The organism is Lysobacter capsici, assembly GCF_014779555.2.
Lineage (GTDB): Bacteria > Pseudomonadota > Gammaproteobacteria > Xanthomonadales > Xanthomonadaceae > Lysobacter > Lysobacter capsici.
Genome location: NZ_CP094357.1, coordinates 5,110,327 through 5,123,441, shown reverse-complemented (window position 1 = coordinate 5,123,441; position 13,115 = coordinate 5,110,327). Strand labels below are relative to the sequence as shown.

Genomic DNA, 13,115 nt, shown 5'->3' with positions numbered 1-13,115 from the left:
CCACCCTCGCATCCGCCTTCAACACCTTGCGCACCCGCACACCGCCGCTGCCCAGCGAACGGCGGTGAATTGAATCCCGGAATGGATTCAACCACCTTCAACAAGGAGAACCCGCAGTGATCAGCAACACGATGAAGGTATCGTTTGGCATCGCCATCGGCGCTATCGGCGCATTTGCAACGTCCGCACAGGCCGCATCGCTGGACCCCGCGTTCGGTTCGGCGGGCATCGCCTCCACCGCATTCGGCAGCTACGGTGCCGCCGCCCGGGTGGTCATCCAATCGGACGGACGGATCGTCACCGCCGGCCAGACCGCCCTCGGCGAGTTCGCGCTCGCGCGTTACACGACAAGCGGCGCGCTGGATACGAGCTTCAATGGCACCGGCAAGGTCACCACCACGCCATCGGGCAGCTGCTCGGGACAGGCCCGCGCACTCGCCCTGCAGGCCGATGGCAAGATCGTCGTTGCGGGTACCTCGTGCCCGAACTTCACCTCCACCCGCAACTTCACGATTTATCGCTACAACACGGACGGTTCGCTGGACACCAGCTTCGGCAGCTCGGGCAAGGCGACGGTCAATTTCTATGCGGGGGCTTCTGAAGCCAATGCCGTTGCCGTACAGGGCAGCTCGATCTGGGTCGCGGGCTATGCCGGTTCCGGCTTTGCGCTGGCGCGGCTTACCAGCGGCGGGACTCTGGATTACAGCTTCGGCGGCGGTACCGGTACCGTCACCTCGTCGGTCGGCACCAGTTCGTCATTCGCCAACAGCCTGGTCATCCAGGCCGATGGCAAACCCGTGCTGGCCGGTTATGCATCGAGCAGCGGCACCGTATTCGCGTTGGCGCGTTACACCACCAGCGGCGCGCTGGATGCAACTTTCGGTACCGGCGGTAAAGTGCTGACCAACGTGGCCGGCACGTCCGCAGGCAACTCAGCCATCGCCACGTCGCTGGCGATTCAAAGCGACGGCAACCTCGTCGCCGCCGGCTACGCGAAAAGCGCGAGCGCCGGCCCGTACCGATTCGCCGTCGTTCGTTACACAGGCACCGGCGCGCTGGATAGCTACTTTGGATCCGGCACCGGCAAGGTCCTTACCGCCATCGGCAGCGGCGATGCGATCGGCGGCGATGTTGCCATCGACGCCAACGGCGGAATCATTGTCGGCGGCTACTCCAATGCGGGCAGCTACCGCCAGTTGACCTTGAATCGCTACGACTCCTTCGGCAACCAGGATGTCAGCTTCGGGCCTGTCGCCACGGGCGTCGGCAGCGCGAACGCCGCTGTTCAAGGGCTCGCCATCCAGGGCGACGGCAAGGTCGTCGTCGCGGGCTATGGCAACTCGCCAGCGGCCTTCGTGGTTGCGCGCTACCAATAAGCTGACGCGCGAAATCGCCGGCTTCGACGCCGGCATCAGGAAAGCCCCCTCCCACCCGCCGCGGTGGGAGGGGGTTCTTGCTGCTTTTCATCGGCCAACTTTTCCGGCGCTAGTCGGCATCGGCAGGCACCAGCGCGTAGCCGGGCGGTGGATCGCTGCTCAGGCGTCCGGGCGCGACCGGTCCGTCGACGGTGAAGCGATAGTCGATTTCGAGCCCGGCGCCGTTGTTCTGCCGCATCGCCAAGGGCAGACCGCTGGGGTCGGCCCAGATATCCATGTCCACGCCGTGCAACCGCAACGACCAGCCTTGCGCGCGCTGTCCGTCGATCATCCGGGAGTCCGCCAGCGGCGTCGCCTTGCCCTTGAATTTGCGCAGTTCGTCGAGCCATCGCAGCGTGTCGTGCTGCGCGGCCTTGCCTTTCGGCAGCGCGGTCAGCATCGCTTGTCTGGAGGCGTGCAGCAGCGTCAGCACGCGCCCGCGTTGCGGATCGACGACGATGCTGAGTTGATCGCCCACGTCGGTGCGCAGCACGCCGCGCGCGTCGACCAAGGTGCGCGAGGTCTGGATCACCCGGCCCTGCACACGCTGGGTGACGTTCATTTCCAGATGTACGAAATGGCGCAGGTGGTCCTGCACCGCGGCGAAGGCGTCGCCGCCGCCGGACAGCATCGGCAGGCTCATCACCACGACCACCAGCAGCGCGGCGAGCGCGGACGCGGCGATCCAGCGCGGCGCCTGCATGCGGCGCGGGCGGGGCTGGCTGCGCAGTCGCTGGGTCAGCCGCTGCTGCGCGCGTTCGACCGCATCGGCCGGGACCGTATCGGTTTCGCGGACCCGCTGCGCGAGCGGGTCGGACAGTTCGTGATCGAATCGCTGGCTCATGGGGCGATCTCCGTGGCGGCTTCGCCGAGTTGCGTTTCCAGCCTGCGCCGCGCGCGGTGCAGGACGACGTTGACGTTGTTTTCGCTGAGCGCCAGGGAGCGCGCGATCTCGCCGATCTCCATGCACTCCAGATAGCGCAGGCTGAAACACTGCGCTTCGCGCTTGGGCAGCTTCGCCAGCGCCAGGCGCAGACGCTGGCCGCGTTCGCGCTCCTCGCTGGCCTGTTCCGCCGACGCGGCCGCGAGCGGCTGTTGCGCGCGCCACATCGGCACGACCCGCCACCAGCGTTGGCGGCGGCGCAGCACGTCGATGGCCGCGCGCACCGCCGAGGCCGACAGGTACGCCGGCCACGAGCCGACCTCGGCCGGATCGCTTTCGATCAGTTTCAAGAACACGTCCTGCTGCACGTCCTCGGCCAGCGACGCGTCGCCGAGCACGCGGTAGGCGGCCTTGAACACCAGCGGGCCGTACTGCTGGGCCAGCCATTCGGGAGACGGCGCGGATTCGGTCATCGGCGGGGTCCAGTTGATACCGGCGGGTGTATCGGTCCGGGCAAGCGGGTGGATCCGGGCAAGCATGGCATAGGGGTCTGCGCTGGGCGTTCGACCAGGAAGACGCGCCAGCGTGGCGAAACTTACATCGAGCGGCCGATGCGGCCGGGACCAGCGCGGCGATGTAAGTTTCGCCGGCGCGGCACGTCATAACGGTCGACACCCCAGGAGAAAACGCCATGTCGTCCGCCGCTTCGCTGTCGCGTTCCGCCTTGTTCCCGTTCGACGCCCGCATGCCGGCGCGGCTGCGCGCGCTCGCCGCCGCGGGGTTGCTGGCGCTGCTGGCCTCGGGCCCGCTCGCCGCGCGGGTTCCCAGCGCCGAGGCCTTGGACGCGCAGGCCGCAAAGGCCATGGCCGCGACCCAGGCGCGCGGGCTGGCCATCGCGGTCGTCGATCGCGGCCGCGTCGTGCGGGTCCGCAGCTACGGCAGCCGCAACGCGCAGGGCCAGCCGCTGCGGACCGACACGGTGATGTACGGCGCATCCCTGACCAAGGCCGCGTTCGGCTATTTCGTCGCGCAACTGGTCGACCAAGGCCGGCTCGACCTGGACAAGCCGATCGCCGGCTATCTCGACCGGCCGCTGCCGGACTATCCCGATGAGAGCCGCTACGCACCGTGGTCGAACCTGGCCGGCGACGAGCGTTGGCGCAAGCTGACCGCGCGCCATCTGCTGACCCACAGCTCGGGCTTCGCCAATTTCTTCTTCGACGAAGCCGACGGAAAACTGCGGTTCCACTTCGATCCGGGCACGCGGTACGGCTACTCCGGCGACGGGCTGATCCTGTTGCAGTTCGTGATCGAGCGCGGGCTGGGCATCGATGTCGGCGAGGGGATGCGCGAGGGCGTGTTCGCGCCGCTGGGGATGCGCGACACCAGCATGATCTGGCAACCGCGATTCGCTGAGAATCTCGCCGATGGCTGGCGCGCGGACGGCTCGGCCGAACCGCACGACGAACGCAGCCGGGTGCGCGCGGCCGGGTCGATGGACACCAGCATCGACGATATGGCGCGGTTCGCCGCCGGCCTGGTGCGCGGCGCCGGCCTGTCGAAGCGGATGCGCGCGGAACTGGCGAAGCCGCAGTTGCCGATCACCACGCGCAGCCAGTTCCCGTCCCTGCAGCCCGAACTGCCGGCGGCGCAGCGGCGCGCGGATCTGGCCGCGGGCCTGGGCGTGATCGCGTTCCGCGGCGCGCAGGGCGCGGGCTTCATGAAGGGCGGACACAACGACTCGACCGCCAACACTCTGGTCTGTATCGAGCGCGGCCAGCGTTGCGTGGTGATCCTGTCCAACGATGTGCGCGCCGAGCCTGCGTTTGCGAAACTGGTCGAATTCGTGCTCGGCGAGACCGGCGCGCCGTGGGCCTGGGAGTACGGCGACATGAAATTCTGGGACGGATCGCGCTGAGATCGCGACTTGTCCGGACCGCGCTGCCCATGGCGCAAGCGCCGTCGCGCCAACGTCTGCCCTGCGCATGGCGGGGCAGGCGTGTCGATCGCGCCGCTTCGTGAACCATTCATCGCGCAGCGACCGATCATGCACATTCGTCCCGCATCGTCACAGCGACAGCACAGGCCTCAGGCACTGTGCGAACTCGATTCCCGGAGTTGCCCATGTCGCCCACGCCCACTCGTTCGTCCGATCAACTCGCCTCCATCGCCCAGGCCGCGCCGTGGGTGATCGCCCAGCGGCTGATGGAAACCGCGCAGGGCGGCTATCCGCCGTCGGCGCAGACCCAGCGCGAATGGAGCCGGATGGTGTCGGAGAAATCCGCCGCCGCCGTGCAGGGTTGGTGGGCGATGGCCGGCGCGGCCTGGATGGCGCCGTGGAGCTTGTCGGCGTGGAGCGCCTGGATGCCCGGCGCGACGCCGTGGCAACAATGGAGCGGCATGTTCGCCACCGGCGATCGCATCCTCGCCGAAGGCCTCAAGCCGGTGGCGCGCACGGTCAAGGCCAATCGCAATCGCCTGGCGCGGCGCAAGCCGCGCTGAGCGTCGCCGCGGCCGCCATCGCTACTCGATCGAGACCGCCGCGGCGCGCGGCACGAACGGCAGCGCATTGTGCAGATGGGTGGCCGCGATCGCGGCCTGGCCCACCGCCACCGAAATCTGGTTCAAGCCGCTGACCATGTCGCCGATCGCATACAGGCCGGGAATGCGCGTGCGTTGATGCGCGTCGACCACGGTTTCGCCGGGGCGCTCGGCGCCGGCTCCGGCGCAGGCGACGAGCGGATGCTCGGCTTCCACGCCGAGGTAGGGATACAGCGTGTCGAGTTCGGTGACCGTGCCGTCGGGTTCGCGATAGGCGCAGCGTCGTCCGTCGAATTGCAGTTCGCCGCCCGGCGCCAGCACCCGCGTCGCGCCGTCGGCGAACGCTTCGTCGTCGCCCGCATCGAACGCGTGATCGGTCGGAATCAATATCAGCCGGCTCGTGTAGCTGCGCAGGAAGCGCCCGTGCGAGGCCACCGCGCGACCCGGCCCGTACACGCCGATGCGCAGATCGCTGGCCTCGAAGGCATCGCATACGGCGCACAGGCGCAGCGCGCCGCAGGCGATCGCCTCCTCGGCCCAGGCGACCTCGGGCAGCACGTCGCGCGTACCGGTCGCCAGGATCACCGCGCGGCTGCGCCACTGGCGCGATCGGGCGCTCACCACGAAGCCGCCGTCGTCGTGCCGGCTCAGCGAATCGACGCTGCCGGATTCGAACGCGACTCCGGCTTCCCGCGCTTGGGTGTGCATGCGCGCGACCAGCTCCGGACCGGACACGCCATCGGGAAAGCCGGGGCAGTTGTGGCTTTCGGGAATGCGCAGCGCGCGGCTGTCGCCGGCGTCGATCAGCACGCAGCGGCGATGGAAACGTTGCAGATAAGTCGCGGCGGTCAGGCCGGCCGGACCGCCGCCCACCACGATGACGTCGATGTGTTGCATCGGGGTTCCTTGTGCTTGCCGATCGATGGTTGACGATTCAGCCGCATCCTACGGGTTCGCCAATCGCTTGGCCCGCTCACGTGGCAACTACGCGGCCGCGATGCGCGGCCAGCAGCGATTGCAGACTGCGCGCATCGCCGATCGCGTGCCCGGCCGCGGTGTTGTCGAAGATCGCCCAGGTCTCGCCGCCGTCGGCCGTGGTCGCGATCTGACCGGCCAGCTCGGCCAATGCCGAGGGCGTGTAGGCGCTGTAATACATCCGTGGCGAGCCATGCCAGCGCCAATAGCGCCATGAGCCATCGCCGCCGGGCACGCGCGCGTCCTCGCTCAGCGCCGGATCGGCGCCGACCCGGCCGATCGCATGCTTGCGCAGCAACTGCGTCGCCGCCGGCGCGAACCAGCTCGCGTGGCGCGGCTCGCACACGCAGCCGCCGTTCCAGCGCGCGCGCAGCAGGCGGAAAAACGTCGCGGCCGTGCGCGCATCGAAAGCCAGGCTCGGTGGCAGTTGCAGCAGCAACCCGCTCAGCTTCGCGCCCAGGCCGCTGACTTCTTCGATGAACGGTTCGAGCAGCGGGCCGGCGCGATGCAGGCGGGCCTCGTGCGAAATGCTCTTGGGCAGCTTGGCCGAGAAGCGGAAATCGGCCGGCACGCTCGCGGCCCAGCGTTCGTAAGTCTTGCGTTGATGCGGACGATAGAACGAGGAATTGATCTCGACCGCGTCGAACACCGTGGCGTAACGCGCGAGCATGCTGTCGCCCGCGCCGAACGCGTCGCGATGCGTGGCCGAGATCGACCAGCCCGCGCAGCCGATGCGAACGCGCGCGGCTTGTACGGAAGATGACTCATTCATTCGCGCAGCTGCTGCTCGTGACGTTGTGAGCCACGAGCATCGCATGGCGACTGCGCGTCGGCGTTGACGCATCGCTAACCTTGCGCGTCGATACTGCGGTCATGCCCGAAGGCCCGACGACCGTCATTCTCAAGGAAGAGGCCGCCGCCTTCGCGGGCCGCGAAGTGCTCAGCGTGGCCGGCAACAGTTCGCAGGACATCCAGCGCATGCGCGGCCGCACCATCGTCGCCTTGCGCACCTGGGGCAAGCATTTCCTGATCGAATTCGACGGCTTCGCCCTGCGCATCCACCTGATGCTGTTCGGCAGCTATCGCATCAACGAGGAGCGGCCGGCCGCGCCGCGAGTGAGCCTGCGCTTCGCCCTCGGCGACGAGCTAAATTTCTACAATTGCTCGGTCAAGTTCATCGAAGGCTCGCTGGACCAGGCCTACGACTGGACCGGCGACGTGATGAATCCGGCCTGGGACCCGAAGGCCGCGCGCAAGAAACTCAAGCTGCGGCCGGACGAGCTGGTGGCCGACGCCTTGCTCGATCAGAACGTCTTCGCCGGAGTCGGCAACATCATCAAGAACGAAGTCCTGCACCGCATCGGCGTGCATCCGCTGAGCACGGTGGGCGCGCTGCCGCCGCGCAAGCTCGGCGAGCTGATCGCGCAGGCCCGCGACTACAGTTTCGATTTCTACCGCTGGAAGAAAGCCTTCGAACTCAAGCGGCATTACCAGGTGCACACCAGGACTCACTGTCCCCGCGACGGCGCGCGCCTGAGTTATCGCAAGCACCTGGGCCGGTTCAAGCGGCGCGCGTTCTTTTGCGAGGTCTGCCAGAAACGCTACGGCTGACGCCGCCGCGGCGAGCGTCCCACGACGACTCGGAACGGACCGGTGCCGACCGCCGCGGCCGGTGCCGCCACCGCGGATGTAACGCCGCCGCATCAAACCCACGCGATGTCGCACCGCCACGCTGAACCTTTCAGCTTGGGCCGCCGATTGTGCCGACGGTGTGCCATGACACCCAGCCTATTGCACACAATCGGCCTCGACGCGATGATGCGGCCTGCCTCGGGAGCGTATGGCCGCGCGGTGCGACCTGACCCAGACGGCCTTCCTACTCATGCCCCTACGCTCCGTCGACCGACTTTCGCCGTTCTGGCAGGCCACCGGGCTGGCGATCGTGATCGTGCTGATCGTGGTCGCGCCGGCCTGGGTGCTGTTGCAGGCCAACCAGTCCGCGGTGGAAGCCGCCGACTGGGTCCAGCACACCCTCGAAGTCGACGCCCGCGCCCAGGCCCTGGGCCAGAACATCCGCGACGTCGAGGCGGCCTCGCTGGCCCTGGCCTCCGGCGTCCCGCGCAGCGAGCGCTTCGATAAACGCATCGCCGACGCGCGTACCGGCGTGACCGAGGAACTGCTGGCCCTGCAGCGGCTGACCCAGGACAACCCGGGCCAGCAACTGCGTCTGGGCGAATTGCGCGGACAGGTGCGGCTGCGGCTGCAATCGATGCACGACATCGCCCAGCCGCATGCCCAGCCGCTGCCGGCCGAACAGATCAGTCAGGCGGTGACCCGATATCCGGTCGGCGCCCTGATCGCCGCGCTGATCAAGCAAGAACGCGACTTGCTGGCGCAGCGCCAGACCCAGTACGAACAGCGCATCCGCCTGACCGAACTGACCCGCTGGGGCGCGGTGCTCGCGCAGATCCTGGTGCTCGCCGCGATCAGCTTCTTCGCCCTGCGCCAGATGCGCCGGCGCTTGAACGCCGAGCGCGACGCGCAGACCGCGAGCGCGCACGCCTCGGTGGTGCTGGACACCGTGCGCGAGCCGATCGCGGTGGTCGATCGCGATTTGCGCGTGGTCCTGGCCAATGTCGCCTTCGGCGAGCTGTACGGCATGCGCGACGAGCCCGGCGAACGGCAGAAGCTGACCGAACTCAGCGGCGGTGCCTGGGCCGACGAGGAAACCACGCGCCGGCTGGCGGAAGTGCTCAACCGCGGCCGCGAGCTGTGGGACTACGAGCGCGAGCAGATCACCCACGACGGCGTGCGCCGGGTCATGATGATCAACGCGCGCCGCATGCCGCTGCCGGAAACCGAAGAAAACACGGTGATGATCACCGCCAGCGACATCAGCGCCCGTCGCGCCGGCGAAAACCGCATCCACGAACTCAACCGCCAGCTCGAAGGCAAGGTCGAGCAGATCTCCGACGTCAACCGCGAGCTGGAGGCCTTCAGCTACTCGGTCTCGCACGATCTGCGCGCGCCGCTGCGCCACACCGCCGGCTTCGCCGACAAGTTGCAGCGTCACCTGGGCGAGGCCGCCGACGAAAAGTCGCGGCATTACCTGCAGGTGATCTCAAGTTCGGCCAAGCGCATGTCGGACCTGATCGATGACCTGCTGGTGTATTCGCGCCTGGGCCGCAGCGCGATGCGCCTGCAGGCGGTGGACATGCAGTCGCTGGCGCAGGAGACGCGCTCGATGCTCGACGCCAATGCGCGCATGGACCAGCCCGGCCGCAACATCCAGTGGAAACTGTCGGCGCTGCCGGTGGTGGTCGGCGACGAGAACATGCTGCGCCAGGTCTGGCTCAACCTGCTGGGCAACGCGGTCAAGTACAGCGTCAACAGCCAGCCCGCGATCATCGAGGTCGAGCATCGCTACGACGAAGAACGCAACCATCATTTCAGCGTGCGTGACAATGGCGCCGGCTTCGACATGGCCTACGCCGGCAAGCTGTTCGGCGTGTTCCAGCGCCTGCATTCGGCCAGCGAGTTCGCCGGCACCGGCATTGGCCTGGCCAGCGTGCGCCGGGTGCTGACCCGCCACAACGGCCGGATCTGGGCCGAGAGCCGGCCGGGCGAGGGCGCCACCTTCCACTTCATCCTTCCTTCCAACGCCGAACTCGCCAGGGGACCTTCGGGCCATGACTGACATCCGCACCATCCTGCTCGCCGAAGACAGCCCCTACGACGCGGAAATGGCCATCGACGCCCTGCGCGAGGCCAATCTGATCAATCCGATCGTGCACGTCACCGACGGCGTGGAGGCCCTGGACTACCTGTTCCGTCGCGGCAAGTACGCCGATCGCGGCGAGGGCGATCCCTCGGTGCTGCTGCTCGACATCAAGATGCCGCGCATGGACGGCCTGGAAGTGCTGGAAGCGCTGCGCCAGGACGAAAAGCTGCGGCAGTTGCCGGTGGTGATTCTGTCGTCCTCGCGCGAGGAAGCCGACCTGGTGCGAAGCTGGGACCTGGGCGTCAACGCCTACGTGGTCAAGCCGGTCGACGTGGACCAGTTCTTCGAGGCGGTGCGCACGCTCGGCAAGTTCTGGGCGGTGATCAACGAGCCGCCGTTCAAGGCGCAAGCTTGAGCCGGCCATGACCTGGCGCCTGCTGTTCGTCGACGACGTCGCCGAGGATGTCGAGCTGGCGACCCTGGAGCTCGGCCGCTGGCCCGCGGCCTGGGTCAGCCGCCGGGTCGACAGCGAGCCCCAACTGCGCGCGGCCCTGGCCGAGTTCGCGCCGCACATCGTGTTGTGCGACCTCAACCTGCCCGGCTTCGACGGCGAGGCCGCGCGCGCGATCGTGCGCGCGCAGGCGCCGGCCAGCCTGTTCGTGTTCCTGACCGGCGCCACCGCCGATGCGACCGAGCATCTGGACGAAACGGTCTGGGACAAGAATCGGCTGGAATTGCTGCCGATGCAGCTGCAGGCCCTGATCGACGAGCACCGGCCGCGCGCGCCGACTGAGGCCGAAACCGATCCGGCCGAAGCCGATTCGCCCCGGGTGCCGGCCCTGTGAAGCCCGTTCGCCGCCGGCTCAACGCCGCGCGCTGCATGCCCGGCTAACACCGGCTCGCGCACAATAGCCGTCGATACGCGTCCTTCGGCTGATCCATGGCAAAGCAATCCACTCGAAACAATTCCGGCTTCGGCGCGTTCGTCAGCGTGCGCGGCGCGCGCGAGCACAACCTCAAGGACATCGACGTCGATATCCCGCGCGATGCGCTGGTGGTGTTCAGCGGCGTGTCGGGCTCGGGAAAATCCTCGCTGGCGTTCGGCACCTTGTTCGCCGAGGCGCAGCGCCGTTATCTGGAATCGCTGTCGCCGTATGCGCGGCGCCTGATCGATCAGGTCGGCGTGCCCGACGTGGACGCGATCGACGGCCTGCCGCCGGCGGTGGCGCTGCAACAACAGCGCGGCACCCCGAACGTTCGCTCCACGGTCGGCAGCGTGACCACGTTGTCGAGCCTGCTGCGCATGCTGTACTCGCGCGCCGGCACCTATCCGCCCAAGCAGCCGATGCTGTACGCCGAGGATTTCTCGCCGAACACGCCGCAAGGCGCCTGCCCGAATTGCCACGGGCTGGGTTACGTGTATGAAGTCACCGAACGGGCGATGGTGCCCGACCCGTCGCTGAGCATCCGCGACCGCGCGATCGCCTCGTGGCCGCCGGCCTGGCACGGACAGAACCTGCGCGACATCCTGGTCACCCTGGGCTACGACGTCGACGTGCCCTGGCGCGATCTGCCGAAGAAGGACCGCGACTGGATCCTGTACACCGAGGAGCAACCGGTCGCGCCGGTGTATGCCGGCTTCACCCCCGCGCAGACCCGCGCCGCGCTGCGCCGCAAGGCCGAGCCGAGCTACATGGGCACCTTCACCGGCGCGCGCCGTTACGTGCTGCACACCTTCGCCACCACCCAGAGCGCGTTGATGAAAAAACGCGTGGCGCGCTTCATGAGCGGCGCGCCGTGCCCGGTCTGCGACGGCCGCCGCCTGAAACGCGAAGCGCTGTCGGTGACCTTTGCTGGACTGGACATCGGCAGCCTGTCGCGGCTGTCGCTCAACCGCATCGCCGAAGTGCTGGCGCCGGCCGCGAGTGGACGCTTCGACGCGCCGACCAAGGCCACCACGCGCAGCCGCGCGGCCAGCGCCCAGGACACCGCCAAACGCGTCGCCGCGGGCGGATCGGCGCATGCCGGCGGCACCGATGTGCGCCGCACGCCGGACCTGTCCGAGGAAAAACGCATCGCCGCGCAACGCATCGCCCACGATCTGGTCGAACGCATCGCGACCTTGCAGGCCTTGGGCCTGGGCTATCTGGCGATGGACCGGACCACGCCGACGTTATCGCCAGGCGAACTGCAGCGGCTGCGCCTGGCGACCCAGATCCGCTCCAACCTGTTCGGCGTGGTCTACGTGCTGGACGAACCGTCCGCCGGCCTGCATCCGGCCGACAGCGAAGCGCTGCATCGCGCGCTGGATCAACTCAAGGACGCCGGCAATTCGGTGTTCGTGGTCGAGCACGATCTGGACATGATGCGCCGCGCCGATTGGCTGGTGGACGTGGGTCCGGACGCAGGGCAGAACGGCGGGCAGATCCTCTACAGCGGCCCGCCCGATGGCTTGCGCGCGGTCGCCGCGTCGCACACCGGGCGTTATTTGTTCGCCGCCGACGATGCCGCCGCGAAGCAGGCGCGCACGCCGCGTTCGCCGAGCGGCTGGCTGGAACTGCGCGGCCTGCATCGCAACAACCTGCACGGCCTGGATGCGCGCTTTCCGCTGGGCGTGTTCACCGCCGTCACCGGCGTGTCGGGCTCGGGCAAATCCAGTCTGGTCAGCCAGGCGCTGGTCGAACTGGTCGGCGACCATCTCGGCCACGAGCCGCCGGTCGAAGAATCCGACAGCGGCGAACCGCAGCCCAGCGAAATCGCCAAGACCGCCGGACGCATCCACCGCGGCGCCGACGCGATCAAGCGTCTGGTCAACGTCGATCAGAAACCGATCGGACGCACGCCGCGCTCGAATCTGGCTACCTACACCGGCCTGTTCGATCACGTGCGCAAACTGTTCGCCGGCACGCCGCTGGCCAAGAGCCGGCGCTACAACGCCGGCCGGTTCTCGTTCAACGTCGCGCAGGGGCGCTGCGAAACCTGCGAAGGCGAGGGCTTCGTCCAGGTCGAGCTGTTGTTCATGCCGACCGTGTACGCGCCGTGCCCGACCTGCCACGGCAGTCGCTACAACGCGAAGACCCTGGAGGTCGTGTTGAACGGCCGCAGCATCGCCGAGGTGCTGGCGATGACGGTCGACGAGGCGCTGGCGTTCTTCGCCGACGAAGACGGGGTGCGGCGTCCGCTGACCCTGTTGCGCGACATCGGCCTGGGTTATCTGCGCCTGGGCCAGCCGGCGACCGAACTGTCCGGCGGCGAAGCCCAGCGCATCAAGCTGGCCACCGAGTTGCAACGCAGCCAGCACGGCAACAGCCTGTACGTGCTCGATGAGCCCACGACCGGCCTGCATCCGGCCGATGTCGACAAGCTGATGGCGCAACTGCATGGGCTGGTCGATGCCGGCAATACGGTGATCGTGGTCGAACACGAAATGCGCGTGGTCGCCGACAGCGATTGGGTGATCGACGTCGGCCCGGGCGCGGGCGAAGACGGCGGCGCGATCGTCGCCAGCGGGACGCCGCAGCAGGTCGCTCGCGCCAAGGCGAGCCGGACGGTGCCGTATCTGCGCCGGGTGCTCGGCTGA

12 protein-coding genes are annotated in these 13,115 nt (G+C 68.3%); 8 read left to right on the top strand and 4 right to left on the bottom strand.

Annotation, left to right across the window (positions count from 1 at the left end; translation table 11 throughout):
- Positions 1–116 precede the first annotated feature (116 nt).
- Positions 117–1,376 (top strand): delta-60 repeat domain-containing protein, encoded by a 1,260-nt coding sequence (locus tag IEQ11_RS21125; protein WP_191822511.1) that lies wholly within the window; start codon positions 117–119, stop codon positions 1,374–1,376.
- A gap of 109 nt (positions 1,377–1,485) precedes the next feature.
- Here the strand turns inward: IEQ11_RS21125 and IEQ11_RS21120 are convergent, their stop codons facing one another.
- Both IEQ11_RS21120 and IEQ11_RS21115 read right to left on the bottom strand, forming a co-directional pair.
- The gene (locus IEQ11_RS21120) at positions 1,486–2,259 is read right to left on the bottom strand and encodes a hypothetical protein (RefSeq protein WP_191822510.1); all 774 of its coding nucleotides are present in this window, start codon (positions 2,257–2,259) and stop codon (positions 1,486–1,488) included.
- Positions 2,256–2,771 (bottom strand): RNA polymerase sigma factor, encoded by a 516-nt coding sequence (locus tag IEQ11_RS21115; RefSeq protein ID WP_191822509.1) that lies wholly within the window; start codon positions 2,769–2,771, stop codon positions 2,256–2,258. Before IEQ11_RS21115 ends, IEQ11_RS21120 begins: the two co-directional genes overlap by 4 nt.
- Before the next feature lie 272 nt (positions 2,772–3,043).
- Here IEQ11_RS21115 and IEQ11_RS21110 point away from each other — a divergent pair, with 272 nt between their 5' ends.
- Complete coding sequence (locus tag IEQ11_RS21110) at positions 3,044–4,216, top strand: serine hydrolase domain-containing protein (protein ID WP_191822534.1); 1,173 nt, start codon at positions 3,044–3,046, stop codon at positions 4,214–4,216.
- A 206-nt stretch (positions 4,217–4,422) separates the two neighbouring features.
- Positions 4,423–4,800, top strand: a complete 378-nt coding sequence (locus IEQ11_RS21105; RefSeq protein ID WP_036106400.1) for a hypothetical protein — start codon at positions 4,423–4,425, stop codon at positions 4,798–4,800.
- Positions 4,801–4,821: 21 nt separating this feature from the next.
- On the opposite strand, the gene IEQ11_RS21100 is transcribed toward IEQ11_RS21105, so the two are convergent.
- Positions 4,822–5,736 carry an NAD(P)/FAD-dependent oxidoreductase gene (locus IEQ11_RS21100; RefSeq protein WP_191822508.1) on the bottom strand — a complete coding sequence of 305 codons (915 nt, stop codon included), beginning with the start codon at positions 5,734–5,736 and terminating at the stop codon, positions 4,822–4,824.
- A 76-nt stretch (positions 5,737–5,812) separates the two neighbouring features.
- Positions 5,813–6,586, bottom strand: a complete 774-nt coding sequence (locus IEQ11_RS21095; RefSeq protein ID WP_191822507.1) for a DUF72 domain-containing protein — start codon at positions 6,584–6,586, stop codon at positions 5,813–5,815.
- Positions 6,587–6,687: 101 nt separating this feature from the next.
- On the opposite strand from IEQ11_RS21095, the gene IEQ11_RS21090 reads away from it, so the two are divergent.
- The 5 genes from IEQ11_RS21090 to IEQ11_RS21070 all read left to right on the top strand — a co-directional run bounded on the left by IEQ11_RS21090 (position 6,688) and on the right by IEQ11_RS21070 (position 13,115).
- Positions 6,688–7,425, top strand: a complete 738-nt coding sequence (locus IEQ11_RS21090) for a DNA-formamidopyrimidine glycosylase family protein (protein ID WP_191822506.1) — start codon at positions 6,688–6,690, stop codon at positions 7,423–7,425.
- 271 nt (positions 7,426–7,696) lie between these two features.
- On the top strand, positions 7,697–9,511 hold the full coding sequence (locus IEQ11_RS21085; RefSeq protein ID WP_191822505.1) for an ATP-binding protein: 1,815 nt from the start codon (positions 7,697–7,699) through the stop codon (positions 9,509–9,511).
- Entirely contained in the window at positions 9,504–9,950 is a 447-nt protein-coding gene (locus tag IEQ11_RS21080) for a response regulator (protein ID WP_046657965.1), read from the top strand. Before IEQ11_RS21085 ends, IEQ11_RS21080 begins: the two co-directional genes overlap by 8 nt.
- A gap of 7 nt (positions 9,951–9,957) precedes the next feature.
- The gene (locus tag IEQ11_RS21075) at positions 9,958–10,380 is read left to right on the top strand and encodes a response regulator (RefSeq protein ID WP_191822504.1); all 423 of its coding nucleotides are present in this window, start codon (positions 9,958–9,960) and stop codon (positions 10,378–10,380) included.
- Positions 10,381–10,475: 95 nt separating this feature from the next.
- Positions 10,476–13,115, top strand: a complete 2,640-nt coding sequence (locus IEQ11_RS21070) for an excinuclease ABC subunit UvrA (RefSeq protein ID WP_191822503.1) — start codon at positions 10,476–10,478, stop codon at positions 13,113–13,115.

Coding starts and splice junctions, on each gene's coding strand:
- IEQ11_RS21120 (WP_191822510.1), bottom strand. CDS start 2,259: ATGAGCCAGCGATTCGATCACGAACTGTCCGACCCGCTCGCGCAGCGG.
- IEQ11_RS21115 (WP_191822509.1), bottom strand. CDS start 2,771: ATGACCGAATCCGCGCCGTCTCCCGAATGGCTGGCCCAGCAGTACGGC.
- IEQ11_RS21110 (WP_191822534.1), top strand. CDS start 3,044: ATGCCGGCGCGGCTGCGCGCGCTCGCCGCCGCGGGGTTGCTGGCGCTG.
- IEQ11_RS21105 (WP_036106400.1), top strand. CDS start 4,423: ATGTCGCCCACGCCCACTCGTTCGTCCGATCAACTCGCCTCCATCGCC.
- IEQ11_RS21100 (WP_191822508.1), bottom strand. CDS start 5,736: ATGCAACACATCGACGTCATCGTGGTGGGCGGCGGTCCGGCCGGCCTG.
- IEQ11_RS21095 (WP_191822507.1), bottom strand. CDS start 6,586: ATGAATGAGTCATCTTCCGTACAAGCCGCGCGCGTTCGCATCGGCTGC.
- IEQ11_RS21090 (WP_191822506.1), top strand. CDS start 6,688: ATGCCCGAAGGCCCGACGACCGTCATTCTCAAGGAAGAGGCCGCCGCC.
- IEQ11_RS21085 (WP_191822505.1), top strand. CDS start 7,697: ATGCCCCTACGCTCCGTCGACCGACTTTCGCCGTTCTGGCAGGCCACC.
- IEQ11_RS21080 (WP_046657965.1), top strand. CDS start 9,504: ATGACTGACATCCGCACCATCCTGCTCGCCGAAGACAGCCCCTACGAC.
- IEQ11_RS21075 (WP_191822504.1), top strand. CDS start 9,958: ATGACCTGGCGCCTGCTGTTCGTCGACGACGTCGCCGAGGATGTCGAG.
- IEQ11_RS21070 (WP_191822503.1), top strand. CDS start 10,476: ATGGCAAAGCAATCCACTCGAAACAATTCCGGCTTCGGCGCGTTCGTC.